The following is a 26,778-nucleotide window of genomic DNA, read 5'->3' on the forward strand; positions in this document are numbered from 1 at the left end:
TTGTCCTGCTGGTCAGGACTTAGCGGTTTCCCGCAATCGTAGACATAAAAGCTCCATCATCCGGTCGGGTAACGACCGTGGGCTAGCCCTATCAGCCCCGCCATCTACCGGTCAACGGGCAAGCCTCCAGGTGCCATCGGGCCAGAAGGCGTGAAAGGCGAAGGCGAACATCACGTCATGGGCCAGGTCCCGCCCGGAGGCATCCCGCACCCGCACCGTGCCCACGTCGCGGCCCTTTGCGATCCGGGTCTTGTCCAGCGCCGAGGCCTGCCCGGCGCGCCAGATCAATGTCACGCCGTTTTCGGCGATCTCGCGCTCGGCGCGCAACCGCTCCAGCGGCCAGGCGCTGTTACCCACACGGATGACGCGGGCCAGCGGGTGGATGCCATGGGGCGGGTTCTCGCCGGAATAGAGAAAGGGGCGAGCCGAGCTGTCATAGCCGCGATAGGGGTTGCGGCCATAATCGCGCCTGTGAGCGGGTTCATTCATCACCAGACCGTCGGGATTACGGGTCCGGAACTCCTCCCAGCTTTCCATCCAGGCGGGCAGGGCGGTGAGGGTGGTGCCGGTCAGGTCTCCGACAATTGCCTCGCCGATGGCCTGTTGCCACCAGCTTTGAGTTTCGCGGTCATACATGACCATATCGGAATGGCGCAGCTTGCCCGAGACACCAAAGCTGAGCGTGCCCGCCGCCGTGCGCCGATCAAAGGTCATCCCGGAATTGCACAAGGGGCAATAGGTGACCGCAATCGGGATGCCGCCAATGCTGTCATTCACGATCTCATGCCAGATCAGATAGCGGATCGGATAGGTGCGCGGCTCGGCCCCGTCGATCTCTACCGTTATCACCGGCTCGCGTCGCCCCAGCCGGGTCTCGTCGAAGGCGCGCAGGAAGCTGGGGTTGCTGAGGGCGGGGATGCCGTCCTTGGGCGGCCCGCCCGATTGTATCTCGGCCCAGTTCGCCACGCTTGAGCGGCTGAAATCGGTATCCGGCCATTCAGAGCGCCAGCGCTCTGGGTTGGCCAGCGCGGCGCCTGCGGCAAAGAGCAGAAGGATCAGGATAAAGCTGCGCATCTAAAGAGCCCTTCGGATGCCACATGATGATCCTGAGAAGGCGCAGCGCAAAGCCCCGGCACGGGGATGTGAACAGAGTTCAACCAAAACGGTCGCGCTCTTTGCCGCCCGGTTAAAGCCAGCTTAATGCACGCTACAGCACAGGCTCAGATTGGTCGCCCACCTTTTATTGCACAGGTGAGGAGGACCAGAGGATGAATCTGCATGTCTCTGACAAGAGCGATGAACAGGCGCAAAAGGATACGCTTTTCCAGCGGGTCTGGCGGGATGAGGCGTTTGCGCGCGCGTTAGACGCTGATCCCAGAACCGCGCTGGCCGAATATGGCTACGCGCTCCCCAAGGATTTGGATATCCGCGTCGTTCGGGATACCGCAGCGCTGAAACATCTGCATATCCCGGTCGCGCCCGTTGAAGCGGAAGTGACAGAGGCGGAGTTGATGGGCGTGCAGGGCGGTACATCGCCCGTCTGCGTCACGGCGGTTGCCACACTGACCATCATGATCGGTTCCATGACCTACAGCATCGCCAAGGACTGAAGAGGCGCGACGCATGCGCGTCCGAAGCAAAGACAGGGCACGCTGACCCAAGCGAGAACTCAGAGAAAGGAGCCAATCATGGCACCGACAAACAAGGAAATTCAAAAAGCCCGCTTTCTGGACAAAGTCTGGAGCGATGACGCCTATCGCGCGCGCTTGCAGGCCGACCCCAGGGCCGCTCTCACTGAGATAGGTGGCACTGTTCCGGACAACGTGAATGTCAGGTGTGTGATGGACACCGACAAGGTGAAATATCTGCACATTCCGGAAGCACCGCCCGAAGGAGAGATTTCCGACGAGGATCTGGTGCAGGCGCAGGGCGGGACAACGATACTCTGCGGTGTCACGGCGATCACGGTCACGATGACCGTTGTCAACTCCGCGATTGTCACGCTGACGGTCTACACGACAGACGAATGAACGCAGTCGGAAAGGAGACAGATTATGCTGCTCAAAACCAAAGAAGCACACACAGCCCGCTTTCTGGACAAAGTCTGGAGTGATGACGCTTATCGCGCCCGCCTGCAGGACGATGCCAGGTCAGCGCTTGCAGAGATCGGGGGCGATGTTCCCGAAGGTATAGAGGTCAGATGCGTGATGGACACGGACAGGGTCAGGTATCTGCACATCCCCGCCGCTCCGGAGGCAGGTGAAATCTCTGATCGCGATCTGACGGAGGCTCAGGGCGGAACCACTCTGGCCTGCTTGTCAGGGTTCGTGGTGTCAGTGGTCTCCGGCGTGACCTTCAGCGCGACCATCGACGGCTGACAGGGAGGAAACTAAAAATGCTACAGCAGTCCGAGAACGCCACCAAAGCCCGTTTTCTGCAGAAGGTCTGGCGCGATGACGCCTATCGGAGGCGCTTGAAGGAGGATCCAAAGTCGGCGCTGGCTGAGCTTGGGGTCAATGTTGAGGACGGCGTCACCATCCGATGCGTGATGGATAGTGACACCGTCAAGTATCTGCACATTCCCGCCGCTCCGGAGGCAGGCGAAATCTCCGACCGCGATCTATTGGAGGCGCAGGGCGGCACAACGCCGGTCTGCGTGGTCACCGTCGTTATCGTCACACTTGGATCGGCCTATGAGACGATCGCGGCAACAAAGGGCAGCTAGCGCAACCGCCGAAACCAAGAACGGGTCACTCGACTGTAACAGGACAGAGTTCGCTCAAAAAAGATCCTGACAACCCAACAAGACACCGACCGAGAGGAGCCAAACAATGGCACATAACATCAGCGAAAAGTACAAAGCCGCCTTTCTGGACAAGGTCTTGAGCGACGATGCCTATTGCGCGCGCCTGCAGAAAGATCCCAAAGCCGCACTGACGGAAATCGGTGGGCATGTTCCTGACGACGTGAACATCCGATGCGTGAGGGACACCGGCAAGGTGAAGTATCTGCACATTCCTGCCGCGCCAGCAGAAGGTGAAGTCTTTGAGCGGGACCTGATGGATGCTCAGGGCGGCACAACCGTGAGCTGCCTGTCCGCCATCACCGCCATTATAGGCGCGCTCGGTGTCGGCGTCGTCACGATCTCGGCGACACAGGGCAATTGAAACACCACCGAATCTCAGAACGCGTCACTTGAGGGCAGCAGGAAAGATTGCCCTCACGAAGACCCTGAAAACCCAACAGAACCTACTGACAGAGAGGAGCCGATAAATGGCACATAACATCAAAGCAAAGCACAAAGCCGACTTTCTCGAAAAGGTATGGGGCGACGATGCTTATCGCGCCCGCCTGCGGGAGGACCCGAAGGCCGTCCTGGCCGAGCTGGGCAGCCCAGTTCCGGATCATGTCGACATCAAATGCGTGATGGACACCGATACGGTCAAATACCTGCATATCCCCGCCGCGCCGGCGACGCAGAAAATCTCGGACCGCGATCTTGTGGAGGCGGTCGGTGGCACATCGCCGGTCTGTATCCTGTCGCTTGCAGGGCCTTATATCGCTTCGATGGTCACGCTTTCCATTGCGACCGAAAAAGACTGACGAAGGGCCGGTAGTAAGACAACCTGCTTCTTCAGCAGAGGTCGCCGCAGCTCAGCAATGGCACCCGGCACAAAAAATCCGCGCAAGGGAGAGGCCCTTGCGCGGATTGAAGCTGTTCTGAACAGGCCGATTACTCGGTCACGGTAACCTTTTTCATCACGTCGGGCTGGCCGATCACGGCGCCATTTGGACCTTCGCCGCGCTTGATCGCGTCGACCACATCCATGCCGTCCGTCACCTTGCCCACAACCGTGTATTGCCCGTTCAGGAACGGGCCCGGCTCGAACATGATGAAGAATTGCGAATTGGCGCTGTTGGGGTCCTGGGCGCGCGCCATGCCGACCACGCCGCGCTCATAAGGCAGGTCCGAGAACTCGGCCGGCAGATCATCGCGGGTCGACCCACCGGTGCCTGCCCGGCGCATGTCGCCACCCGACTTGCCGAACTGTACGTCGCCGGTTTGCGCCATGAACCCGTCGATCACCCGGTGAAACACCACGCCGTCATACTGGCCGTCCTTGGCCAGCGCGGCGATCTGTTCCACATGTTTGGGGGCCACATCATCCAGCAGGTCGATGGTGATGGTGCCATTGGCGCCTTCGCCATCGACCTCGATTTCCAGACCTGTGGCGAGCGCGGGGCTGGCCATCAGGGCAAATACGGCGGCCAGCTTACGCATCTGCGGCCACCTTGACGCTGATCATGCGGTCGGGGCTTGCGGGCGGCTCGCCGCGCACGATGGCATCCACATGCTCCATCCCGTCGATCACGCGGCCATAGACCGTGTACTGACCGTTGAGGAAATGGTTGTCCTTGAAGTTGATGAAGAACTGCGAGTTGGCCGAATCCGGGTTCTGCGACCGCGCCGCGCCCAGCGTGCCGCGATCATGGGGCAGCTTGGAAAACTCTGCCGGAACATTGGGCAGCGAAGATCCGCCGGTGCCCGCACGGCCCAGGTTGAACCCGTCTTCCATGTCGCCATGTTCCACATCGCCGGTCTGGGCCATGAAACCGTCGATGACCCGGTGGAAGGCCACGTTGTCATATTCGCCACCGCGGGCCAGTTCTTTCATCCGCGCGCTATGCTGGGGCGCCACATCAGGCAGCAATTCGATGATCACATTGCCGTCCTTCAGCTCGATGATGATCGTGTTTTCCGGGTCCTTGATCTCGGCCATCTGGCCCTCCTGTACTTGGATATGGACGCATACCTAAGCGTGAGCTGCGCGAAAGCCAAGTCGTGCATTGACCTGACGGCGGTTTCCGGGAAAACAAGCCCTGACCATTGGCCAATTATCGCGGAGACCGGGAATGACTTGGAAAACACTGGACGACATGGACCTGTCGGGCAAACGCGTACTTGTTCGTGTCGACATCAACGTTCCGGTCGAAGACGGGCAGGTCACCGACGATACCCGCATCCGCCGGATCGCGCCCACGGTTGGCGACATTCTGAAGGCGGGCGGCATACCGATTCTGCTGGCCCATTTCGGACGGCCCAAAGGCCAGGTGGTGCCCGCGATGTCGCTGCAACCGCTGGTGCCCGCGCTGGAGGCCGCCTTTGATGCGCCGGTCACCTTCTGTGCCGATTGTCGTGGCCCGGCGGCGCAGGCGGCGGTGGATGCTTTGGCCGCTGGCTCGGTCTTGCTGCTGGAAAACACCCGTTTCCATCCCGGCGAGGAAAAGAACGATCCTGAACTGGCCGCCGGAATGGCTGCGCTGGGCGATATCTATTGCAACGACGCGTTTTCAGCCGCCCATCGCGCCCATGCCTCGACCGAGGCGCTGGCGCGGCTGTTGCCCGCCTGTGCCGGGCGCTTGATGCAGGCCGAACTTGAGGCGCTGGAAAGCGCGCTGGGCAAGCCGCAGCGCCCGGTCGTCGCCGTTGTCGGTGGGGCCAAGGTGTCGACCAAGCTTGAACTGCTTGGCAATCTGGTGACCAAGGTCGATCATCTGGTCATCGGTGGCGGCATGGCGAACACCTTCCTTGCCGCACAGGGGATTTCCGTGGGCAAGTCGCTTTGCGAGCATGACATGACCGGCACCGCCTCCGAAATCCTGACCAAAGCCTCGGAGGCAGGTTGCGCGATCCTGCTGCCCAGCGATGTGGTGGTGGCGCGCGAATTCAAGGCAGGTGCCGAAAACGAAACGGTTGCCGCCGATGCCTGTCCCGATGATGCGATGATCCTGGATGCCGGACCCGAAACTGTTACCCGCGTGTCGGACGTTCTGGCGGGCGCGAAGACGCTGATCTGGAACGGCCCGATGGGCGCCTTCGAGATCGAGCCGTTTGATGCCGCGACAAATGCAGCGGCCCGCAAGGCAGCCGAGCTGACCCGCGCTGGATCGCTGATTTCGGTTGCAGGGGGCGGGGACACGGTCGCTGCCCTGAACAAGGCGGGCGCCGCGGCGGATTTCACCTATATCTCGACCGCTGGCGGGGCCTTTCTGGAGTGGATGGAAGGTAAAGCACTGCCCGGCGTTGCCGTCCTGTCTGGGGGGTAACGCCGGGCTGCACGCTCAGAGCCCTCGGGACCGGATAACCGGGAAGTGACACCCGAAGGCATCGAGCGGCGATGGGCGAAGGCTGGGTGGTCCGTGAGTGTACCTCCGCCCGGAGTGCTGCCTCCCATCTAGTCACGCGAAGAGCGGCATAGCAATATGTTGCTTACTCTTTCCCTGTTGTTCTTCGGTGCCGTCATCCGCGCAAGGGCTGCCTCCGTCGGGTCCGTCTTCGTCATCTGTCAGGATCGCCTCGCGCATGTCGGCAAGATCGCTGCTGTGCAAAATACGGACGCTTTTGTTCACATCAAAAAATCCGAACATGTCCTCTCCTATTGATTCAGGCGGGTTTGCCGAGTTTGCCTGGCATCGGCATGGAGTCGAGCATGCGCAGCAGACCTTCGTGACGTGCGAGTTCGTCTTTAATCATCAAGCGACGGCGTTTCAGTTTCCGGAGTTGAACGCTGCAGGGCAGGGGGCGTTTGAGTTCTGTGGCAATACGCGCCTTCAGGTCGTGATGTCGGCTCTTAAGTTCGGCCATGCGGACTCTGAGAGAAGGGGCTTTGACGCGCGGGGATTTATTCATGTGGGTCCTCCTGTTTGCAAACGGGCCGGTGGCTCTCCCCGGCCTTCTCGTTCGATATGGGGTGGGCGAACCTCGAAAGAAGGCAATGGTATGACTAAGTAGAATAGGAAAAACCAATATCATGGAGCAGAGCCGCTCATGCCCAACGACGTCACCTTGCGCCAGATCCGTTATTTCTCCGCGCTTGCCACAGCCGGTCAGTATCGTCGCGCGGCCAGGCAACTGGGCATCAGCCAGCCCTCGCTGAGTCTGCAGATCGGCGCATTGGAAGAGACGCTTGGCGTGCGATTGCTTGAGCGTCGGCGCAGCGGGCTGATCCTGACGCCCGAGGGGCGCGATATCGCCGAAATGGCAAGCCGCGTGCTGCGCGAGGTGGCGCAGATCGAGGATTATGCCAGCCCGTTGCAGACGAGCCTCAGCGGCACGTTGCGGCTCGGCTCGACGCCCACGATCGGGCCCTATCTGTTACCGCGCGTTTTGCGGCGTTTGCACGCGGCCTATCCGGAGCTGAAGCTGGTCATCCGCGATGGCGCGCTGCGTGATCTGACCGAGGATCTGGTCGCGGGGCGGCATGATATCATCCTGACGCAATTGCCAGTGCATAGTGACGAGGTGCAGATGCAGCCGCTGTTTCGCGAGCCCTTGCTGATGGCGGTGGGTCACTCCCATCCGCTGGCGGGCCGCCACAAGCTCAGGCGGGCGGACATGGCCGGGCAGGCCATGCTCAGCCTCAGCCCGGCCTACGCGCTGCATCGCCAGATCGCGGATCTGTGCGAGACCACCGGCGCCACCTTGATGGAGGATTTCGAAGGCACCAGCCTGGATGCGCTGCGCCAGATGGTCTCGCTGGATATGGGCGTGACCCTGTTGCCCTCGCTTTATGTTGAATCCGAAGTGCGGCAGCGCGACGGTGACGTCTCGGTCCTGCGCATGCAGCCCGACCTGCACCGCACTGTCGGTCTGGCCTGGCGCAAGAACAGCGGCAATCCACGCGCCTTTCATTTGTTCCGCGATGTGATCCAGCAGGTCGTTGCCGAGGATTATCCGCACGCGGTCACAGCGGTGAGCTAGATCCGGTCGGAATTGATTTCCGGGGTGGTCCTGTTTAAGGTCAGGATGCCTAACCATGTGCGGCTAGGGTTCCGCTGCTTCGCAGGTCTGGACCGAGCGCCGTAATGAGCCCGTGTACGGGCGGACACCCAAAAGACGAAAAAGCCAGGGGGGATAGACGGGCGTGCTTTTGCACGTCTTGTCGAAACCGTCTTTGAGGTGATCCATGTCCATCCTTGGCTTTGCGCTGGTCCTGTCAGCCGCTGTTTGTCACGCCACCTGGAATTTCTTTGTAAAACGTCTGAATGCGGGGGCGGAACTGGTCTGGCTGTTCTCGGTTGCGGCCGCTGTGATCTATTTCCCCCTGACGCTTTATGTCCTGTCCGGCATCGACGCGTTCGATCGCACGCAGATCCTGTTCCTGGTGGGCAGCGCATTGATTCACCTGGGGTATTTTCTGCTACTGCAAACCGGGTACCGGCATGGCGCTCTGTCGCTGGTCTATCCCACGGCGCGATCCACCGGGCCGTTGCTGGCCAGTTGTTTTGCCGTTTTGTTTCTGGGGGAAGTGGTGACAGTGCAGACCGTGCTGGGTGGGGTCACCATCATCTTCGGTGTTCTGATGCTGACCGGCGGATTCGGGCGTGGCGGGGACAAAGCGCTTGTCTCTGTCGGCTTTGGTGTCGGGGCTGGTCTGCTGATCGGCAGCTACACCGCTTGGGATGCCTATGCGGTCTCGGTATTGCTGGTCCCGCCCTTGCTGCTGGATTACGCCTCAAGCATTGCCAGAATTGTCCTGCTGGCGCCGGTGGCCCTGCGGCGCAGACAGGTGGTGGCGCGGCTCTGGTCCGCGCATCGGATTGAGGTTCTGGCGATCGCGGTGTTCAGCCCGCTGGCCTATATCCTTGTGCTGGTCGCGCTGACCTTCACACCGGTGATCTATGTCGCACCCCTGCGCGAGGTCAGCGTATTGCTGACGGTTCTGATGGGCAGCCTGCTGCTGGGGGAGGGGCATCTGAGAACGCGGCTGTTCTGGTCCTGTATCATTCTTTGCGGTGTTGTGGCGCTGGCGCTCGGTTGAGATGGGGCTTGCCGTGCCGGTCTGGACAGTTAGGTTCTGCCGGAGCTTTTTGGAATTGGGGACAGGTTATGAAACAGAATCCGCTAGGCCGGACAGGCATTCAGGTCTCGGAACTTTGTCTGGGAACGATGACATTCGGCACCCAGACCTCTGAGGCCGAAGGTCACGCGCAGATGGATGTTGCGCTGGGCGCGGGCATCAACTTTGTCGACACCGCCGAGATGTATCCGGTGAACCCGGTCTCGAAAGAGACCATCGGGCGGACCGAAGAAATCCTCGGCAACTGGAACGCGGCCAATCCGGCGCGGCGCGGCGATTATGTTCTGGCCAGCAAACATTCCGGCGAGGGGCTACGCCATGTGCGCGAGGGCGCGCCGATCTCGTCGCAGACCATCGCCGGGGCCATTGAGGGGTCGCTGCGGCGATTGCAGACCGATTATATCGACCTCTACCAGTTCCATTGGCCCAATCGGGGCAGCTACATGTTCCGGCAGAATTGGCATTATGACCCGTCAGGCAATGTCCATCCCGAGGTGATTGCCGATATGGAGGATTGCCTCGACGCGCTCCAACGCGAGGTGGACAGGGGCACGATCCGTGCCTTTGGCCTGAGCAACGAAAGCGCCTGGGGCACCTCGCAATGGCTGCGGCTCTCCGAACAGGGGCTGGGGCCGCGCGTGGCCTCGATCCAGAACGAATATTCGCTGGTCTGCCGTCTGTATGATACCGATCTGGCGGAGTTGAGCTTGCTAGAGGATGTCGGTCTGATGGCCTTTTCGCCGCTGGGCACCGGGTTGCTGACCGGCAAATACCAGAACGGGGCGGTGCCCGAAGGTTCGCGCCGGTCGATATCACCGGGGCTCGGCGGTCGGCATTCCGAGCGGGTCTATGACGCGGTGGATGCCTATCTGGCGATTGCTGCGGAACATGGGCTGGACCCGGTGCATATGGCGCTGGCCTGGTGTAAGACACGGCCTTTCATGATGTCGGCGATCTTCGGCGCGACCACCATGGCACAGCTTGAACATGTGCTGGCTGGGGCCGATCTGGAGCTGTCGGACGAGGTCGTGCGGGCGTTGAACGAAGCGCATCGGTCTCACCCTATGCCGTATTGAGGTCAGGACGGCGCCGACATGTTTCTGGCCAGATGACGCAGGCGGGTCTATTCGGCAGCCGTGGCGCGGCTTTGGCGCAGGTCGCGGGCAGACAGCCCGTGCGCGGTGCGGAAGGCGCGCGCGAAACTGGATTGTGACGAGAAGCCGGTGGCCAGCGCCACTTCCAGCAGCGGCAGGTCGGTATCGGTGACCAGCCGCCGCGCCTCGGCCAGGCGCAGATGCAGGTAGTGATCCTGCGGCGTGGTGTCCAGACGCAGGCGGAATTGCTGCTGCAGACTGCGCGGCGAGGTGCCGAGCTGTCTGGCGATCTCGGCCAGGGGCAACGGGTCATCCAGCGCCGCCTCCATCAGCGCATGCGCCTTCGCAGTCAGGGCGTTGTGCTTGTCGGTGCCGATGCGCGTCTGCGGGCGGCTTTGCGATTGCGGCCCGTCATGCAGGAAGAGGCCCGCCACGCGTGAGGCAAAGCCCGCGCCGTGGCGGGCGGCGATGATATGCAACATCATCTCGATCGCGGGCATCGCGCCGCCGCTGGTCAGGCGCTGGCCGGAGATCACGAAACGGTCGGGGCGGACATCGACCTCGGGGAAGCGGCTGGCGAAATTCTCCAGATCCTCCCAATGGGTGGTGGCGGTATGCCCATTCAGCAACCCGGCCTCGGCCAGCAGCCAGGGCCCGCCATCGATCCCGGCCAGCGTGGCGCCGCCATGTGCGATCCGGCGCAGACCGGCCAGCAGGCTGGGCGTGGCATGGCGGGCCAGATGGAACCCGGCCACCACGATCAGCAATTCGCACCCTTCAAACCGCGCCAGCGGAATTCCGGGCACCCGCAAGGCGCTGGTCAGTTCCGCAGGCTCCGGCGTGGCGGTCACGTAATCCCAGTCGAAGGCCGGGCGGTCGGCCAGCCGGTTGGCGGCGCGCATCGGATCGACCGCAGCGGCAAAGCTGAGCGTGTTGCAGTCGTCCAGCACCAGCACACCCGTTTTCAGGGCGCGATGTTCGGGTTGGAGGATGTTTTTTGCGGGTTTCATCAAGTTCGATTCGCATGGTGACAAGTGGCTTGGAACAGGCTGCGCCAGAGTTGGACATGAAATCAAATCGGAATCCGGGGAGAAGTCTGGGGATATGACCCGGGCCAACCCGGTAAAACCTGTGGAAAACGCAAAATGCCTCTGACCATGAACCGAGACGTCTTTATCACCTGTGCCGTGACCGGCTCGGGCGGCACCCAGGATCGCAGCCCGCATGTGCCACGCTCGCCGCAGGAGATCGCCGAGAGCGCGATTGCCGCCGCCAAGGCGGGTGCGGCGGTGGTGCATTGCCATGTGCGCGACCCCGAAAGCGGCGTGCCGTCACGCGATCTGGCGCTGTATCGCGAGGTGACCGACCGCATTCGCGATGCCGAGGTCGACGTGGTGCTGAACCTCACCGCCGGGATGGGGGGCGACATGGTCTTTGGCGGGGTCGAGAGCCCGCTGCCCACAATTGCCGGTACGGATATGGTGGGGGCCAGCGAGCGGGTGGCGCATGTGGCTGAGTGCCTGCCCGAGATCTGCACGCTGGATTGCGGCACGATGAACTTTGCCGAGGCCGATTATGTCATGACCAACACGCCCGGCATGCTGACCGCGATGGGGCGTATGATGACCGAACTGGGCGTGAAGCCCGAGATCGAGGCGTTCGACACCGGTCATCTGTGGTATGCCAAGCAACTGGTCAAGGATGGGGTGCTGGAGCCCAATGCGCTGGTGCAGCTTTGCATGGGTGTGCCCTGGGGCGCGCCCGATGATCTGAATACCTTCATGGCGATGGTGAACAACGTGCCCGAAGATTGGACCTTCAGCGCCTTTGCGCTGGGCCGCAACCAGATGGCCTATGTGGCGGCCTCGGTGCTGGCGGGCGGCAACGTGCGGGTCGGGCTGGAGGATAACCTGTGGCTCGGCAAGGGCGAGTTGGCGCAGAACTGGCAATTGGTCGAGCGGGCAGGAACCATCATCGAAAACATGGGCGCGCGGGTGATCACTCCTGCGGAGGTGCGCGAGAAGCTGGGTCTGGTGAAGCGGGCACCTCACTCCTGATTTTATGACTTTGAGGGGGTGGGCGGGCCCGCCCACCCACCCCTTTTTCGCCGCTGCGCGGCGTGTTTTGGAGAAACGTGAATGGCAGTAGCTTCCATTATTGGCGGTGGCGTGATCGGCGGCGGATGGGCGGCGCGGTTCCTGCTCAATGGTTGGGATGTCCGGGTGTTCGACCCGGACCCCGAGGCCGAGCGCAAGATCGGTGAGGTGCTGGACAATGCCCGGCGCTCGCTGCCGGGTCTGAGCGATGTGCCGCTGCCGCCCGAAGGGCAGTTGAGCTTCCATGATGATCTGGGTAACGCCGTGCAGGGAGCCGTCTGGATCCAGGAAAGCGTGCCCGAGCGACTTGAACTGAAACTGCGTGTTTACAGACAGTTGCAGGAGGTTTGTGATCCTTCTGCCATCATCGGCTCTTCGACCAGCGGATTCAAACCCTCGGAGCTGCAAGAGGGCGCGCTTCGCCCCGAACAGATCGTCGTCACGCATCCGTTCAACCCGGTCTATCTGCTGCCGCTGATCGAATTGGTGACCTCTCCGGCCAATGATCCGGCGCATATCGAACGGGCCAGCGATATCCTCACCGGGCTCGGCCTCTACCCGCTGCATGTGAAAAAAGAGATCGACGCGCATATTGCCGACCGTTTCCTCGAAGCGGTCTGGCGCGAGGCGCTCTGGCTGGTCAAGGACGGTATCGCCACCACCCATGAGATCGACGAGGCCATCCGCATGGGCTTTGGCATCCGCTGGGCGCAGATGGGCCTGTTCGAGACCTATCGCGTGGCCGGGGGCGAGGCGGGGATGCGGCATTTCATGGCGCAGTTTGGCCCGGCGCTGGAATGGCCCTGGACCAAGCTGATGGATGTGCCGGAATTCACCGATGAGTTGGTCGACCTGATCGCCGCGCAGTCTGACGCCCAGTCGGGCCATCACGAAATCCGTCACCTGGAGCGCATCCGCGACAACAATCTGGTGGGGATGATGCGTGCGCTCAAACACCAGAACTGGGGCGCGGGCGAGGTGCTGAACCGCCATGACCAGCGGATCAAAGCGGCGATGCCCGGTCATGTGGACGAGGTGAAAGACTTGTCGCAGCCAATCCTGACCCTGTCGCGCGCCGTGCCGCTGGACTGGACCGACTATAACGGGCACATGACCGAGTCGCGATATCTTGATGCCTTTGCCAATGCCACCGACCGGTTCATGGAACTGATCGGCTGTGATGCCGACTATATCGCTTCGGGCGGCAGCTACTTTACCGCCGAGACCCATATCCGGCATCTGGACGAGACCCATGCGGGCGCAAGGATCGAGATCCGCACGCAGATGCTGCTGGGGCAGGGTAAGAAGCTACACCTGTTCCATCGGATGTATGAGGGCGACACCCTGCTGGCCACGGGCGAAAGCTTCCTGCTGCATGTCGATCTTGAGACACGGCGGCCCTGCGCGCCATCCGCCGCGATTGAGGCGGCGATGGCCAAGGTCGCGCAGGCGCAGGCGGGCCTGCCCTATCCCGATGGGGCAGGCAGCGCGATCCGGCGACCGGAATGAGCCAGCGGGTTCTGATCACCGCTGGCGCCTCGGGCGTCGGGCGCGCTGTGGCCGAGGCTTTTGCCGCGACGGGCGCGCGGGTCTGGGTTGCGGATCTGGATAGTAAGGCGCTGGGAGAGTGTCCCTCGGACTGGCAGACAACCCGGCTTGATGTGTCGGATGAAGCTGCAATTGTCGCGATGTTCGATGACATTGCCGCGCATTGGGGTGGTCTGGACGTGCTCTGTGCCAATGCCGGGATTGCCGGGCCAACCGCCCTGGTCGAGGATGTGGCGCTTGAGGAGTGGCGCGCCTGTCTTTCGGTCAATCTGGACGGGGTCTTCCTCTGCTCCAAACACGCCGCCCCGCTGATGAAGGCGCAAGGGTCGGGTGTCATGCTGCTGACCGCGTCAACCGCGGGGCAATATGGTTACCCAAGGCGGGCGCCTTATGCGGCGTCGAAATGGGCGGTTGTGGGGCTGGGTAAAACACTGGCGATGGAGCTTGGCCCCCACGGCATCCGTGCCAACGTGATCTGTCCCGGCGCGGTGGAAGGCCCGCGTATGGAGCAGGTCCTTGCCCGCGAAGCGCAGGCCAAGGGCATGAGCCGTGATCAGGTTTATCAAGGCTACGCCTCGGGCACCTCGATGGGCCGGTTCATTGAGGGGCGCGACATCGCGGACCTGGCTGTCTTTCTGGCCTCGGATGCGGCACGCATGGTCTCCGGTCAGGTGATCGCTGTAGATGGGCATACGGTGAACCCCGACCCACAGGTCTAGGCGATCCTCATTTCGAAAAACAGTCGGTCTCAGGCCGAACAGGTCGTTGCTAAAATACCTTTTGCCTGATCAAATTTGATTGACGAGAGGTTTGAAACCATTGCCCGGGATCGAGAGCCGACCTAGTACTTAACAAGAACACTTCCCGGTCGCCTGATTTCCAAGTGGTCGAAACCTCCCTTGATTTTATAGTCAGGATACCCATGCCAGAATTTGCAATTTACCCCAGTCTGAAGAACAAAACGGTCATTGTTTCTGGCGGTGCCCAAGGCATCGGCGCCGAAATCGTCATGGCTTTTGCTGCTCAGGGTGCTCGGGTCGGTTTCCTTGATCTCGACGAAGCCACAAGCGCCGCATTGGCGGAGCACGCCGAGGGTGTCGCGTACGAAATCTGTGACCTTCGCGATATCGCTGCCATGCAATCGGCCCTTGAGAAACTGACCGAACGCCTCGGTTCTGCGCATGTGCTGGTCAACAATGCCGCCCGCGACGACCGCCATAGCTGGCAGGATGTGACACCAGAATATTGGGACGAACGCCAGGCCACCAACATCCGCCACATGTTCTTTGCCATCCAGTCCATCGCACCCGGAATGATCGCAAATGGAGGCGGTTCGATCATCAATTTGGGGTCGAATTCATGGTGGGAGGCGGGGGGCGGCTTTCCGGCCTACACAACGGCCAAGGCCGCCGTCCATGGGCTGACCCGGACGATGGCACGGGATCTGGGCGACCACCGCATTCGCGTGAACACGGTGGTCCCGGGTTGGATCATGACCGAACGCCAGAAAGAGCTGTGGGCAACACCCGAAGGGCTTGAAGCGCATCGCAAACGCCAGTGCCTTCCCGATTTGATCGATCCTGTCTATGTCGCGCGGATGGTGCTGTTCCTTGCTTCAGACGATGCGGCGATGTGCACGGCGAACAATTACATGGTCGAAGCTGGCTCTATTTGAGGCAGTGCGACTGATACTTGCAGGGTGGAGTTATCTGCATTGAGAGCTTTGAGAGTGAGCATTAATGACTTGATATTCAGGGATTTATATTCTCTTTCAGCATCCGTAGGTGATCCGGAAACTGACGGGCGGTGAGTTCGGCTTCGCGGATCAAGGTGTCGAAATGGGTGGTGAAGGTCTCGATCCGGTCGCGGTCACGGAAGGCGAGGTAATGGCCGCCCGCGTAAAACACGCAGAGCAGCGGGCCGAATATGGTGATCGGGGCTGAATAGAGCCGCTTGGCGTCGAACAGGTACAGACGCAGGCGCGGGTAGAGCTGTTCGCACAGCTCCAGAAATCGGTCGATCTGTTGGTGTCGGATGTCTGCGGGAAGGCCTTCGTAATAGCCGGTGGCGCTGGCGAAGCTCTCCAACTCATAGAGCGGCAGCGCGATCTCATAATCCGACTGGGCGCTGCGCATGAAACTCAACCGGTCTTCAGAGGCCCCTATGGCCTGATCGGCGGTTCGGCCCAGATGCGGGGCGTATTCCCATTCCAGCAGCGCGCGGGTTTTCAGCATGTCGGGCAGGGCGGCGGGCACATGACGGATCTTGTAGCCCGCAGCCTCCTGATGCCATTGGAAGATACGCTCATCCACCAGCGCGCGCGGCGCTTCGGTCAGGCTGAGCGCACCGGCCAGCAACTCGGCCGCGCTTTCGGGCCGGTCCGAGAGGCTCAGCAGCCAGTCTGACGACACCCCGAGCGCGGTGGCACAGGCCCCCACCACATGGGCATTGGGCAGGCGCGCGCCCTCATCGGTGAGCAGTTGTGAGATTGTCGAGCGATCAACCCCGATCCACCGTGACAGCGCGCTTTGGCTGATATGGCGCTCCTCCATCGCCCGCGCCAGTCGCCGCCTGAACTGAGCAGCACGGTCGCGTTTGTCGATTTTATCACTCATATGGTGATAAATATCACATCCGCAGATAAATGTTAATCATATTCAGAATTCTCCGCGACCGGCCCGCCCTGTACCCTTTCTGCACAAAACAAAAACATGGGTACGGAGAAGGGAATGGAAACGCGACAGCGATCTGTTGTGAAGGCCTTGGTGTGGAACCTGATGGGGCTGGCCATGATGACCTTGGTCGGCTTGGTCGCCACTGGGTCGGCAGCTGTGGGCGGCACCCTGGCGCTTGTGAACACAGCGATCGGTCTGACCATGTACATCCTCTATGAGCGTGTCTGGGCTGGAATCCGTTGGGGTCGCAATGCCTGACCCGCGCGCCGCCACAAAGCCTGAATGGGGCACGTTTGGTCTGATCGTGATCTGTTATCTGCTTTGGGGGGCGGTTATTTTCTGGCTCTCGGCCCTGTCTATGCTGCTGGCTGTCCTCGTGGCGGGCGTTCTGGTGGCGTTTCACGCCTCGCTGACCCACGAGGTGCTGCACGGCCATCCGTTCCGCAGGCAGGGACTCAACGAGGCGCTGATGGCGCTGCCGCTGAACCTGTGCATCCCCTATAACCGCTTTCGCGATCTGCATCTGGCCCATCACCGCGACGCCAATCTGACCGATCCCTATGACGACCCGGAATCGAACTATCTGGACCCGGCCACCTGGGTCACATTGCCTGCATGGCTGAAGGTTCTTTACGGGCTCAACAACACGCTGCTGGGGCGGATGCTAGTTGGTCCTGCTCTTGGGCAGGCCACGTTTCTTGGTGATGAATGGCGCGCGGTGCTGCGAGGTGATCGGGCGGTCTGGCGCGCGTGGGCGCAGCACCTGCCGGGGGTCGCAATCGTTCTGTGGCTGGTGGCGCTGTCGCTGATGCCGGTCTGGGCCTATCTGATCTCGGCCTATATGGGGCTGTCGCTGCTCAAGATCCGCACCTTTCTGGAACACCGCGCCCATGAAAAGGCGCGCGCTCGTACCGTGATCATCGAGGATCGCGGCCCGCTCGCGCTGCTGTTTCTCAACAACAACCTGCATGTGGTGCATCACATGAACCCCAAGGCGGCGTGGTATCAATTGCCCGCGCTCTACCGCGAGGCGCGCGGACGGTATCAGGCCAGCAACGAGGCCTATATCTATCGCTCTTATGGCGACATCTTTCGGCGCTATTTCCTGCGCGCCAAGGACCCGGTGCCGCATCCGCTCTGGCCGAGGGGCTGATTTCGCGCCATACGGGTCGGCATGAGCCTTTGGATTCCCGTCACAATCGCGGCCGCGCTGTTTCAGACCGTCCGCTTCATGCTGCAGAAAACCCTGAGCACCGTGCGGCTGACGCCTGCTGGGGCCACGTTTGCGCGCTTTGCCTATTCCGCGCCGCTGGTTGTTCTGGGCCTTGTGGCCTATCTGGCGATCACCGGCACGCCGCTGCCCGCGCTTTCCGCGCGCTTCTGGATGTTTGCCGCCATCGGCGGTACGGCGCAAATCCTGGCCACGATCTGTGTTGTGGCGCTGTTTAAGCAGCGCAACTTCGCGGTTGGCATCACCTTCAAGAAGACCGAAGTGATCCAGACCGCGCTGGTCGGGCTGATCATCCTGGGCGATAGCGTCTCCGCAGGCGGGTTCGCGGCCATTCTGTTGGGGCTCGCGGCGGTGTTCCTGTTGTCAAAAACACCCGGCGGCGAGGGCCCCTGGTGGCGGTATCTGAGCAACCGCGCCTCGGTGCTGGGGTTGGGTTCGGGCATCCTGTTCGCTTTTTCGGCGGTCAGCTATCGCGGCGCCTCGCTGGATCTGGGCGATCTCGATCCGGCCTTTCGTGCAGGCATCACCCTGGCGGCTGTCACCAGCCTGCAGATGGTCGGCATGGCGCTGTGGCTGGCCTGGCGGGACCGGGCCGAGCTGCGGGCGGTCTGGGACACGCGCCGGACTGGTATCTTTGTCGGGCTGACCAGCATGGCCGGGTCGTTTTGCTGGTTTCTGGCCTTCACCCTGCAGAACGCGGCTTATGTAAAGGCGCTAGGCCAGGTCGAGCTGGCTTTCAGCATCCTTGCCTCGACTCTGTTCTTTCGCGAACGCATCAGCCGCCGCGAGATCGCCGGGATCGGCATTCTCGCGCTGTCGATACTTGTTCTGGTGCTGGCGATTTAAGTGGCGCTCAGGCCACCGATTGGTCGCGCCGTTCGGCAAAGCTCAATGCGATGAAGCTGGGCATGTGGTCGCCCATGCCCACAACCTTGTCGCGCCCCTTGTGATCGCGGCTGCGGTTGCGGCCCTTGCCCTCGCCGGATTTCTTGCCCTTGGCGTCTGAGCTGCGCGCTTCGCTCGCGGCGCTCGTTTCGGGTTCGGGCTTTGTTTCCTGAGCCTTGGGGGCCTCGGTTTTCAGAGGGCTTTCGATGCGCGGAATGTCCTTCTGGACCAGCTTTTCGATGGCGCCGAGGTTCTTTTCGTCGCGCGGGATGCAGATCATCATCGCCTTGCCGTCGCGGCCCGCACGGCCCGTGCGACCGATCCGGTGCACGTAATCCTCGGGGTGGCCGGGCACGTCGAAATTGAACACATGGCTGACACTGGGCACATCCAGCCCGCGGGCGGCCACGTCAGAGGCCACCAGGATTCGCAAGGACCCGTCACGGAAGCCGTCCAGTGTTTTGGTCCGCTGGCTCTGATCCAGATCGCCATGGATCGGCGCCGCATCATAGCCGTATTTTCTGAGCGATTTCGCGACGATATCCACATCCGTCTTGCGGTTGCAGAAGATGATCGCGTTGGTGCATTTCTCGCCCTCGGCATCGATCAGCGCGCGCAGCAGTTTGCGTTTTTCGCTGGCCTCGCGGTCGCGGCGCGAGCCTTTGAACATCACCACGCCCTGTTCGATATTTTCCGAGGCGGTGGCCTGACGGGCAACCTCGATCCGTGCGGGCGCGCTGAGGAAGGTGTTGGTGATCCGCTCGATCTCGGGCGCCATGGTGGCCGAGAAGAACAGGGTCTGGCGGGTGAAGGGTGTCAGCGAGAAGATGCGCTCGATATCGGGAATGAACCCCATGTCAAGCATCCGGTCGGCCTCGTCCACCACCATGATTTGAACACCGGTCAGCAGCAGCTTGCCGCGCTCGAAATGGTCCAGCAGGCGGCCCGGCGTGGCGATCAGCACATCGACGCCCCGGTCGATCAGCGCATCCTGCTCCTTGAACGAGACACCGCCGATCAGCAGCGCCTTGGTCAGTTTGACATGCTTTGCATAGGTGTCGAAGTTCTCGGCCACCTGTGCGGCCAGTTCCCGCGTGGGGCAGAGCACCAGGGACCGCGGCATCCGCGCCCGTGCACGTCCGCGCGCCAGCAGCGTGATCATCGGCAGGGTGAAACTGGCGGTCTTGCCAGTGCCGGTCTGGGCAATGCCCAGCACATCACGCCCTTCAAGCGCCGCAGGTATCGCGCCTTCCTGGATCGGGGTGGGGGTTTCATAGCCGGCCTCGGCAATAGCCTTGAGGACCTTCGGGTTCAGGTTCAGATCGTTAAACTTCGTCATGTGTGTCCGATATATGCGGACACTAAACCTGGCCCGCGCGTCTTACGTTGGGTGCCGGGTCCGGATGACCAGCGCTATTCGCGCGCTACGGCTTGCGCGGGGGATAACAAAAAGGCGAGCAAGCGTCAAACAAACAAGCTGGGGCGCATGAGAGGGGCGGGATTGTCCCCTCTGGCGCAGCAATACCTCTTTCAACCGGGGAAATGTTTCCGTCGTTTCCACTCCAGCCCCAGATCGCGGGTCTTGAGCATCCCTTCGGCGGCCAGCGCGTTGCGCAAGCGGTCCGTGTCGCCGCACACCTCATCGTAGAACCGTCTGAGGCCTGCCTCACCCTCTTCTTCTTCCAGCGCGTTCAGCAACTCATGCAATGTGGCGCCGCCCTTTTCCCGCGACGTCGCAGGCGAAAGTTCAGAGCGGTACGATCCCTTTTCCAGCCTGTAGCGATAGTGCCCAAGCCAGTCGTCCCATCCCGTCGCGTGGCGATGGCACAGCACGGTATTCTTAAGCTCGATCATTTCCGGATTGCGTTTGTCGCCCATGACATAGCTGTGCAGGCCAATCCGGATGTTGTCGAGCCCCGTGCGCACAAACACCTTTCCCACCACATGGCTGAGGAAGCCGCCCTTCAGGTAGGACCCGAATTCGGGATAGAGGCGCTGGACCAATGGGCCGCGCTCGGGCCCGGACGGGATATAGCTTTTGAACTGGGTGCCGTCGCCGTCAATCAGTTCATTCGGCCGCACAAGAGCCCCCTTGACGGAACGCGGAAGCGCGCCGAGGGTCTCGCCCAGCGGCGCCTCGGGCCAGAGGAACTCATCCACATCGATATGGATCAGCCAGTCCACCCGAGCTGGGCTGCCATAGACACGGGTCGCGTTGAGTGACTGGCGGAACTGATGGGTGGCCGGACGCTTGCTTTTGCCGATCCGTTTTCGCCAGTAGTTTTCAGAGCAGACCGTCACCCGTGTCCTGGGATGCGCGCGTAGCAGGTCCATGACCTCGGGGCAGGGCGTGTCGAGATGGATATAGATGACCTTTGCACCAAGCTCGATATGATAGGCGGCGAAGTTCAGGATGTCCTTTGCCGGTGCCCTGATTGTGGTGACGACGCCCCAGCTATCCTTGCCTTCAGACATGGTGTAAGAGCCCCCGCTTTTCACAACCGGCCCGCAGGCGCATCTGGCGCAGGTTAGGGCATGACAGTTGTAGGGTCATCATCTCTTTGGTCTCGCGCAAGCCGGTAAATGACACGTTAGAAATCGTCGGGGGTTTGTTCCCGATTGGGGAAATGTGTCTGTACTGCGTGATCCAGGTTCAGATCGCGATGCCGGACCAGGCCCAGGGCCCGCAGCCGGTCACGGGTTGCCGGGTCTGTGGCGAAGACTTCGTCGTAAAACCCCTCCAATCCGGCCCTGCCGTATTCGGCCTCAAGGTTTCTGAGCTGTTCATGCACGGATTTTCGGGCTGCTTGTTCTGACATGTTGCGCCGGCGTGGCGCCTGTCTCAGACGCTCGCTGATCTTGTTCACCCATGCATCGCGCTGCGCCGAGGCCAGATTGCAGATGTCCATGCCATCAAGTTCGACAGAGGCCAGCGGCCGCTCATCCGCGTCATAGAATCGGTGTATCCTGAAATTTATGTTCTTCAACCCGGTGCGCGCAAACAGCTTGCCCGTCGGATCGCTTACCAAACCGCCATGGGTCATCCAGCCATGATCGGGATAGGCGCGGGTGGTTCGTTCAGCGTGTTCGGGGCCATGCGGCACTGGAGCCTTGAATGTCGACCCGTCCCCGGCCAACGCCTCAAGCGGGCGGATGCGGGCGCAGTGCATATCGCCGCTCAGGGCGCGCAGTCTGTCGCAGATTGAGGTCTCGGACCACAGGAACTCATCCACTTCTAGGTGGCAAAGCCAGTGGGCATCGCAGGCATAGTAGGCTAGGTCGTTATTGGCGCTCTGGCGGATCAGCGGGCGCGAGGGGCGCCCTTGCCCGAATGCGCTCCAATGATCCTCGTCGCATTTGACCACGGTGACCTGCGGGTGCGGGTCGAGATGATCGAAAGCCGGGGAGTCGGGATCGTCGAGATAGACCTGAACCCGCTTCGCGCCCAGGTCCAGATGATGGGCGACGAAGCGCAGGATGTCCGGCACGGGCGCGTCAGTGGTCGTGCAGACGGCCCAACTGTCGGTCGGGGCCTCGACCCGTGGTTTCGCACCCCGATAGTGGCGCACGCGCGCAAAGACCGTGTTCGGGTCAGAGACAACACGCCCGAGCAGATGCAGCCCCAACGGGCGCAGCGCGTCATCGGCCTCGGCCAGTCGCCAGAGCCGGGCAAGCATGTTGCGGTCCAGATCGCCGCTGACGAGGGAATACCCCTCCATCCCGAAGGCAAGCTCGTGGCGCAGCCCGCCGTCGCGGCGCGGAAAGGCCATGTCGTTGCGCCAGCCTGAAACGCGGCGCTCGCTGTCATGCAGCTTGATCATGTCAAACAGCACCGAAAGGCCCATGCCGCCCGCCCGTTGCTCGGGGGTTTCGCCCTGATCGGCAAAGGTGGTTGCGGCAGACATCATCCAGCGTATCGGCAGCTCCTGCACAAGCTGGTCGCCTTTCTCGCGCCAGATCCGCAGGAACAGGCGGCGCACCGCGTCGGGCGGGTCGTGGCGGCGCAGAACCGCGATGCACATCGCATGCACCGCCCAGAGCGTGCTGCTTCCGTCGAACTCCTGCAGAATAATCTGGTATTTGCGCGCCGCTTCATGGCGATGATCGAACGAAGATGGGAGCACCGGAGCTTGCACGCTGTCGCGGTGAAGCTGGTCGAGGTCGACATCCGGATCGGGCAAAACGGCCTCGCCCCCCTGATAAGGCACAAGCTTGCGCTCAAAGGTTTGCAGCAGGCTTACAAAGCCGTCGGGATATATCGCCTCATCGTCCATATTCCGAGAGCTACCGGGCTTTGCCGCCTAGGTCATCATCTCTTTCGTCGCGGTCAGGCGCACATCCGGGTGATCGCGTTCAATGCGGTCGATATCCCATTGCAGACGGGTCAAATAGACCACATCGCCATCATGATCATAAGCGATATGCTGTTTATTGGCGTTGATGAACTTGTCCAATGCCTGCTTGTCGCCACTGGCCCAGCGGGCCGAGGTGAATTGCGAGACCTCAAACCGGACGGGCAGCCCGTATTCCATCTCGATCCGGCTGGCCAGAACCTCGAATTGCAGCGCGCCGACAACGCCCACGATAAAGCCCGAGCCGATGGAGGGTTTGAACACTTTAGCCGCACCTTCCTCGGCAAATTGCATCAAGGCCTTTTCCAGATGTTTGGACTTCATCGGATCGCCTGCGCGCACCCCTTGCAGCAGTTCCGGCGCGAAAGAGGGGATGCCCGAGACACGAAGCGCCTCGCCCTCGGTCAGTGTGTCGCCGATACGCAGCTGGCCGTGGTTCGGGATACCGATGATGTCACCGGCCCAGGCCTCTTCGGCCAGTTCGCGGTCAGAGGCGAGGAACAGCACCGGGTTTGAGATTGCCATCGGCTTTTTCGACCGCACATGGGTCAGCTTCATGCCGCGTTTGAAATGGCCCGATGCCATCCGGACAAAGGCCACCCGGTCGCGGTGTTTGGGGTCCATGTTCGCCTGAACCTTGAAGACAAATCCGGAAACCTTTGTTTCTTCGGGTGAAATCTGCCGTGGCTCTGCGGTTTGAATCTGCGGTTGCGGACCGTATGCGCCGATGCCTTCCATCAGCTCCTTGACCCCGAAAGAGTTGATGGCCGAGCCGAACCAGATCGGGGTCATATGCCCCTCCAAAACGGCTTGCGGGTCCAGCGCGGGCAGCAATTCGCGCGCCATCTCGACCTCTTCCAGCAGCTTGTCCAGCAGATGCGCGGGCACATGTTCAGCCAGTTTCGGATCGTCGAGCCCATTGATCTCGATGCTTTCGGCGACCTTGTTGCGGTCGGCGCGGTCCATCAGTTCAAGACGATCACGCAGCATATCGTAACAGCCGATGAAATCGCGGCCGACGCCAATGGGCCAGGCGGCGGGGGTGACATCGATGGCCAGCATCTCCTGAATCTCGTCGATAATCTCGAACGTATCGCGGCTTTCGCGGTCCATCTTGTTACAGAAGGTCAGGATCGGCAGATCGCGCAACCGGCAGACCTCAAACAATTTCTGCGTCTGGCTTTCGACGCCCTTGGCACCGTCAATCACCATCACCGCCGCATCCACCGCCGTGAGGGTGCGATAGGTGTCTTCGGAAAAATCGCTGTGACCGGGCGTGTCCACCAGATTGAACCGGAAGGTGCCATAGTCGAATGACATCGCCGAGGCCGAGACCGAGATGCCCCTGTCCTTCTCCATCTGCATAAAGTCGGAACGCGTGCGCCGCGCCTCGCCCTTGGCACGTACCTGACCGGCCATTTGAATGGCACCGCCATAGAGCAGGAATTTCTCGGTCAGCGTGGTCTTGCCCGCATCCGGATGCGAGATGATCGCGAATGTGCGGCGGCGCGCGATCTCGGGCGGCAGAGCGGGGCGGTTTGTGGCGGTGTCCAACATGAGCGGGCGTATAGGTGAGGCTCTGACCGGGTGCAAGAAAAAGGCTCCGCGCGCATCTTTTTGCGGCCGATTTCACGATCCACCGCTTTACCGACTCGAGCAGATCGGATATGAGAACATTAAGTGAACATCAGCGGCGGAGAGAGTGACATGACATTGCAGGAAATCGCCGAAGAACTGGTCTCGGGCTGCCGTCGGAATAGCTGCGAAAGCAACCTGGAAACGCTTTATGCACCGGGGGCGGTGTCGGTCGATGCCGCCGATGCCTGGGGGTTTGGCCGCACGCTGCGCGGTCTTGATGCGATCCGCAGCAAACATGAATGGCGCGCGCGTGCGACCGAGGTTGCAGCAGGCAGTGTCATGGGGCCGTTCCTGCACGGCGACGACCGGTTTGCGGTGGTTTACGAAGCTCGGGGCAAGCGCAAGGATACCGGCGAATCCTTCGACCGGCGTGAGGTTGCGATCTATCACGTGGCCGAGGGCAAGATCGTGCGGGAAGAGTTCTTTTGTTAGCTGCTGATAGCGCCGGACGCTGGAGCGGTGTCAGATCAGCCGAGAGCGGCCCGGCGCAAAAGGTCCATGGCATCGGGCCGGTGCAACAGCGCCGGTGTCATATCCTGCCCGCGTTTGTTGCGGGCGTGCACCAACTGGCTGACATTGTCCGGCAGGTCATGTGGCAGGGCGGGTTTGACGCGCGGATCGAGTGGCAGCAGATCAGCGGCGATCCCTTCGGCATAGACCTGATGCGGGCGCGCAAAGAGGATCTGATAGTATTCGACACGGCCCCCTTCGATCGCAAAGACAGCCTCGCCATCGATCAGATCGCGGGCACTGACCAGCGCTTCGGGTGTCTCCGCGCGCTGCGGGGCGGCGAGCCGATGGTTCGGGCTGACGATCAGATCGTTTTCATTGTTCAACGCACCGCTGCGGATCATCACCAGCGAGGTATCTCCGGCAGCTTCCACCGTGGTGCGGCCCGCCCAAAGCACCTCCTGAGGGCCCCGGTCACGGGTCAGGACGCGGTCTCCGGCTCTGAGTGTTTCGATCCGCGCCTGCGCGCCGGTTGCCAGCGTGATATGGGTGCCGCGGGTGAACGCGGTCGATGGCACCCGCGCCAGCGTCTCGCGCGCCGCGCGGCGATTCACGCCCACAAGCGTGTAGGTGCTCTGTGTGCGCAGCGGGGTCAGGGGGAGCAGATAGATTTCAGCGATCAGCCCGGTTGCATCAACCTCGACCAGCAGCACAGCATCAACGCTTATCCCTTCGGACGAGACAAGGCTCAGCGCGCTGTCCAGATGTACTGTTCCGCCGGGTTGGCCCAGCCTGGTATCCAGCGCGACAGTGAAGCCGCCATCCTGATCGAGATGCATCGCAAGCCGGTCTTGCAGGCCTTCCGGGTGCAACCGATAGATGTCATCCAGCACCAGATCATCTGCGGAGGACAGCGCGTCCCCCTGATTGACGCCTTCGACCACCGTGAAGGCGTCTGCAGGGTAGACAAGAAGAGATTGAACAGGGCTGTTGATGGTCAGATGCATAACGGGTCTTCTACTCGAACTAGGATTCGTACTGGTAACGGTCACACTACATCTTGGCTAGTGCGAGAATGTGGCACAGATTGGTCGGGTTGCGGGCATTTTTATCAACGATCATCAAGGTGACGTGAGGTCCGGACAATCTGGCAGAAGGAGAGAATGATGGATCTTGGAATTGCGGGCAATCGCGCACTCGTCTGCGCCAGCAGCAAGGGGCTGGGCCGCGCCTGTGCCGAGGCACTGGCTGCGGCGGGCGTCGATCTGGTCTTGAACGCGCGTGGCGCGGAGGCGCTGGAAGAGACAGCGCAGATGATCCGCACCACCCATGGCGTGTCGGTGGACACCGTCGCCTGTGATGTGACCAGCGCCGAAGGTCAGGCACAGGTGATCGCGGCAGCTGAGGGTGTGGATATCCTCGTCAACAATGCGGGCGGCCCGCCGCCGGGGCTCTGGTCGGACTGGGGACGTGAGGATTTCCTCAAGGCACTGGACGCAAATATGCTGACGCCGATCGCAATGATGACGGCGCTGCTGCCGGGCATGATCGACAAGGGCTGGGGCAGGGTGGTCAATATCACCTCTCAATCGGTCAAGGCACCGGTTGCCATTCTGGGCTTGTCCAATTCGGCCCGCACCGGGCTGACCGGTTATGTCGCCGGGACCTCGCGGCAGGTGGCGCCCCATGGGGTGAATATCAACAACCTGCTGCCTGGCAGCCACGCCACCGACCGGATCGATGCGCTGGATCAATCCACCGCCGCGCGGGAAGGGATATCCTTTGATCAGGCCCGCGCGGCCCGCCAGTCCACGATCCCCGCCGGGCGGGACGGCCAGCCCGAAGAGTTCGGGGCCGCTTGCGCCTTCCTGTGTTCGCAACATGCGGGCTTCATCGTCGGGCAGAACATCCTGCTCGATGGCGGCAACGTCAACGCGACGTTCTGAGC

At 61.7% G+C, this 26,778-nt stretch carries 31 protein-coding genes; 19 read left to right on the forward strand and 12 right to left on the reverse strand.

Going from position 1 to position 26,778, the window contains the following annotated elements:
- Nucleotides 1–111: 111 nt before the first annotated feature.
- Entirely contained in the window at nt 112–1,074 is a 963-nt protein-coding gene (locus Q5Y75_RS00700) for a DUF3179 domain-containing protein (RefSeq protein ID WP_306193444.1), read from the reverse strand.
- A 194-nt stretch (nt 1,075–1,268) separates the two neighbouring features.
- On the opposite strand from Q5Y75_RS00700, the gene Q5Y75_RS00705 reads away from it, so the two are divergent.
- From Q5Y75_RS00705 to Q5Y75_RS00730, 6 genes are all read left to right on the forward strand, one after another.
- Nucleotides 1,269–1,610 carry a nitrile hydratase subunit alpha gene (locus tag Q5Y75_RS00705; RefSeq protein WP_306193446.1) on the forward strand — a complete coding sequence of 114 codons (342 nt, stop codon included), beginning with the start codon at nt 1,269–1,271 and terminating at the stop codon, nt 1,608–1,610.
- Between the two features lie 78 nt (nt 1,611–1,688).
- A complete protein-coding gene (locus Q5Y75_RS00710) occupies nt 1,689–2,030 on the forward strand; it encodes a nitrile hydratase subunit alpha (protein ID WP_306193448.1) in 342 nt (113 codons plus the stop codon).
- Between the two features lie 24 nt (nt 2,031–2,054).
- On the forward strand, nt 2,055–2,378 hold the full coding sequence (locus tag Q5Y75_RS00715) for a nitrile hydratase subunit alpha (protein WP_306193450.1): 324 nt from the start codon (nt 2,055–2,057) through the stop codon (nt 2,376–2,378).
- Between the two features lie 17 nt (nt 2,379–2,395).
- Nucleotides 2,396–2,725, forward strand: a complete 330-nt coding sequence (locus tag Q5Y75_RS00720) for a nitrile hydratase subunit alpha (RefSeq protein ID WP_306193452.1) — start codon at nt 2,396–2,398, stop codon at nt 2,723–2,725.
- 106 nt (nt 2,726–2,831) lie between these two features.
- Nucleotides 2,832–3,167: a nitrile hydratase subunit alpha gene (locus Q5Y75_RS00725; protein ID WP_306193454.1), complete on the forward strand. Its 336-nt coding sequence runs from the start codon at nt 2,832–2,834 to the stop codon at nt 3,165–3,167.
- Between the two features lie 106 nt (nt 3,168–3,273).
- Nucleotides 3,274–3,603, forward strand: a complete 330-nt coding sequence (locus Q5Y75_RS00730) for a nitrile hydratase subunit alpha (protein ID WP_306193456.1) — start codon at nt 3,274–3,276, stop codon at nt 3,601–3,603.
- Between the two features lie 130 nt (nt 3,604–3,733).
- On the opposite strand, the gene Q5Y75_RS00735 is transcribed toward Q5Y75_RS00730, so the two are convergent.
- Both Q5Y75_RS00735 and Q5Y75_RS00740 read right to left on the reverse strand, forming a co-directional pair.
- Entirely contained in the window at nt 3,734–4,282 is a 549-nt protein-coding gene (locus Q5Y75_RS00735) for a peptidylprolyl isomerase (RefSeq protein WP_306193457.1), read from the reverse strand.
- The gene (locus Q5Y75_RS00740; RefSeq protein WP_306193459.1) at nt 4,275–4,781 is read right to left on the reverse strand and encodes a peptidylprolyl isomerase; all 507 of its coding nucleotides are present in this window, start codon (nt 4,779–4,781) and stop codon (nt 4,275–4,277) included. Before Q5Y75_RS00740 ends, Q5Y75_RS00735 begins: the two co-directional genes overlap by 8 nt.
- A 133-nt stretch (nt 4,782–4,914) precedes the next feature.
- Between Q5Y75_RS00740 and Q5Y75_RS00745 the strand changes: the two genes are divergently transcribed.
- A complete protein-coding gene (locus tag Q5Y75_RS00745) occupies nt 4,915–6,108 on the forward strand; it encodes a phosphoglycerate kinase (RefSeq protein WP_306193461.1) in 1,194 nt (397 codons plus the stop codon).
- 132 nt (nt 6,109–6,240) lie between these two features.
- Here Q5Y75_RS00745 and Q5Y75_RS00750 read toward each other — a convergent pair whose 3' ends face one another.
- Both Q5Y75_RS00750 and Q5Y75_RS00755 read right to left on the reverse strand, forming a co-directional pair.
- A complete protein-coding gene (locus Q5Y75_RS00750; RefSeq protein ID WP_306193463.1) occupies nt 6,241–6,429 on the reverse strand; it encodes a hypothetical protein in 189 nt (62 codons plus the stop codon).
- A gap of 16 nt (nt 6,430–6,445) precedes the next feature.
- Nucleotides 6,446–6,691, reverse strand: coding sequence for a YdcH family protein (locus Q5Y75_RS00755; RefSeq protein ID WP_306193464.1), 246 nt, complete (start codon nt 6,689–6,691; stop codon nt 6,446–6,448).
- Between the two features lie 138 nt (nt 6,692–6,829).
- Between Q5Y75_RS00755 and Q5Y75_RS00760 the strand changes: the two genes are divergently transcribed.
- From Q5Y75_RS00760 to Q5Y75_RS00770, 3 genes are all read left to right on the forward strand, one after another.
- A complete protein-coding gene (locus Q5Y75_RS00760; protein WP_306193465.1) occupies nt 6,830–7,762 on the forward strand; it encodes a hydrogen peroxide-inducible genes activator in 933 nt (310 codons plus the stop codon).
- 205 nt (nt 7,763–7,967) lie between these two features.
- Nucleotides 7,968–8,822 (forward strand): EamA family transporter, encoded by an 855-nt coding sequence (locus Q5Y75_RS00765; protein WP_306193467.1) that lies wholly within the window; start codon nt 7,968–7,970, stop codon nt 8,820–8,822.
- Nucleotides 8,823–8,890: 68 nt separating this feature from the next.
- Nucleotides 8,891–9,937, forward strand: a complete 1,047-nt coding sequence (locus tag Q5Y75_RS00770) for an aldo/keto reductase (RefSeq protein ID WP_306193469.1) — start codon at nt 8,891–8,893, stop codon at nt 9,935–9,937.
- A 47-nt stretch (nt 9,938–9,984) separates the two neighbouring features.
- Here the strand turns inward: Q5Y75_RS00770 and Q5Y75_RS00775 are convergent, their stop codons facing one another.
- Nucleotides 9,985–10,965, reverse strand: coding sequence for a GlxA family transcriptional regulator (locus Q5Y75_RS00775; protein ID WP_306193470.1), 981 nt, complete (start codon nt 10,963–10,965; stop codon nt 9,985–9,987).
- Between the two features lie 135 nt (nt 10,966–11,100).
- Here Q5Y75_RS00775 and bcoG point away from each other — a divergent pair, with 135 nt between their 5' ends.
- From bcoG to Q5Y75_RS00795, 4 genes are all read left to right on the forward strand, one after another.
- Complete coding sequence (bcoG, locus tag Q5Y75_RS00780; protein WP_306193471.1) at nt 11,101–12,012, forward strand: 3-dehydrocarnitine:acetyl-CoA trimethylamine transferase BcoG; 912 nt, start codon at nt 11,101–11,103, stop codon at nt 12,010–12,012.
- 81 nt (nt 12,013–12,093) lie between these two features.
- Nucleotides 12,094–13,560, forward strand: a complete 1,467-nt coding sequence (locus Q5Y75_RS00785) for a carnitine 3-dehydrogenase (protein ID WP_306193472.1) — start codon at nt 12,094–12,096, stop codon at nt 13,558–13,560.
- Complete coding sequence (locus Q5Y75_RS00790) at nt 13,557–14,318, forward strand: SDR family oxidoreductase (RefSeq protein ID WP_306193474.1); 762 nt, start codon at nt 13,557–13,559, stop codon at nt 14,316–14,318. Before Q5Y75_RS00785 ends, Q5Y75_RS00790 begins: the two co-directional genes overlap by 4 nt.
- 203 nt (nt 14,319–14,521) lie before the next feature.
- Entirely contained in the window at nt 14,522–15,274 is a 753-nt protein-coding gene (locus Q5Y75_RS00795; RefSeq protein WP_306193475.1) for an SDR family NAD(P)-dependent oxidoreductase, read from the forward strand.
- A 76-nt stretch (nt 15,275–15,350) separates the two neighbouring features.
- On the opposite strand, the gene Q5Y75_RS00800 is transcribed toward Q5Y75_RS00795, so the two are convergent.
- Complete coding sequence (locus Q5Y75_RS00800) at nt 15,351–16,214, reverse strand: helix-turn-helix domain-containing protein (RefSeq protein ID WP_306193477.1); 864 nt, start codon at nt 16,212–16,214, stop codon at nt 15,351–15,353.
- 114 nt (nt 16,215–16,328) lie between these two features.
- Here Q5Y75_RS00800 and Q5Y75_RS00805 point away from each other — a divergent pair, with 114 nt between their 5' ends.
- The 3 genes from Q5Y75_RS00805 to Q5Y75_RS00815 are packed head-to-tail and all read left to right on the forward strand — an operon-like array spanning nt 16,329 to nt 18,351.
- Nucleotides 16,329–16,532, forward strand: a complete 204-nt coding sequence (locus Q5Y75_RS00805; protein ID WP_306193478.1) for a DUF2061 domain-containing protein — start codon at nt 16,329–16,331, stop codon at nt 16,530–16,532.
- On the forward strand, nt 16,525–17,427 hold the full coding sequence (locus tag Q5Y75_RS00810; protein ID WP_306193480.1) for a fatty acid desaturase: 903 nt from the start codon (nt 16,525–16,527) through the stop codon (nt 17,425–17,427). The genes Q5Y75_RS00805 and Q5Y75_RS00810 overlap by 8 nt, the downstream gene beginning before the upstream one ends.
- Nucleotides 17,428–17,448: 21 nt before the next feature.
- Entirely contained in the window at nt 17,449–18,351 is a 903-nt protein-coding gene (locus tag Q5Y75_RS00815) for an EamA family transporter (protein WP_306193481.1), read from the forward strand.
- A 7-nt stretch (nt 18,352–18,358) separates the two neighbouring features.
- On the opposite strand, the gene Q5Y75_RS00820 is transcribed toward Q5Y75_RS00815, so the two are convergent.
- The 4 genes from Q5Y75_RS00820 to Q5Y75_RS00835 form a co-directional block, all read right to left on the reverse strand.
- Nucleotides 18,359–19,729, reverse strand: coding sequence for a DEAD/DEAH box helicase (locus Q5Y75_RS00820; protein WP_306193482.1), 1,371 nt, complete (start codon nt 19,727–19,729; stop codon nt 18,359–18,361).
- A 191-nt stretch (nt 19,730–19,920) separates the two neighbouring features.
- Nucleotides 19,921–20,865, reverse strand: coding sequence for a glycosyltransferase family 2 protein (locus tag Q5Y75_RS00825; protein ID WP_306193484.1), 945 nt, complete (start codon nt 20,863–20,865; stop codon nt 19,921–19,923).
- 116 nt (nt 20,866–20,981) lie between these two features.
- Nucleotides 20,982–22,664, reverse strand: coding sequence for a glycosyltransferase family 2 protein (locus Q5Y75_RS00830; RefSeq protein ID WP_306193486.1), 1,683 nt, complete (start codon nt 22,662–22,664; stop codon nt 20,982–20,984).
- A gap of 27 nt (nt 22,665–22,691) precedes the next feature.
- Nucleotides 22,692–24,299 (reverse strand): peptide chain release factor 3, encoded by a 1,608-nt coding sequence (locus tag Q5Y75_RS00835; RefSeq protein ID WP_306193487.1) that lies wholly within the window; start codon nt 24,297–24,299, stop codon nt 22,692–22,694.
- Between the two features lie 150 nt (nt 24,300–24,449).
- On the opposite strand from Q5Y75_RS00835, the gene Q5Y75_RS00840 reads away from it, so the two are divergent.
- Nucleotides 24,450–24,812 carry a SnoaL-like domain-containing protein gene (locus Q5Y75_RS00840; RefSeq protein WP_306193489.1) on the forward strand — a complete coding sequence of 121 codons (363 nt, stop codon included), beginning with the start codon at nt 24,450–24,452 and terminating at the stop codon, nt 24,810–24,812.
- A 35-nt stretch (nt 24,813–24,847) separates the two neighbouring features.
- On the opposite strand, the gene Q5Y75_RS00845 is transcribed toward Q5Y75_RS00840, so the two are convergent.
- Nucleotides 24,848–25,837, reverse strand: a complete 990-nt coding sequence (locus tag Q5Y75_RS00845; RefSeq protein WP_306193491.1) for a Hint domain-containing protein — start codon at nt 25,835–25,837, stop codon at nt 24,848–24,850.
- Nucleotides 25,838–25,996: 159 nt separating this feature from the next.
- On the opposite strand from Q5Y75_RS00845, the gene Q5Y75_RS00850 reads away from it, so the two are divergent.
- Nucleotides 25,997–26,776, forward strand: a complete 780-nt coding sequence (locus Q5Y75_RS00850) for an SDR family oxidoreductase (protein WP_306193493.1) — start codon at nt 25,997–25,999, stop codon at nt 26,774–26,776.
- Nucleotides 26,777–26,778 lie beyond the last annotated feature (2 nt).

Source organism: Ruegeria discodermiae (assembly GCF_030758345.1).
Lineage (GTDB): Bacteria > Pseudomonadota > Alphaproteobacteria > Rhodobacterales > Rhodobacteraceae > Ruegeria_C.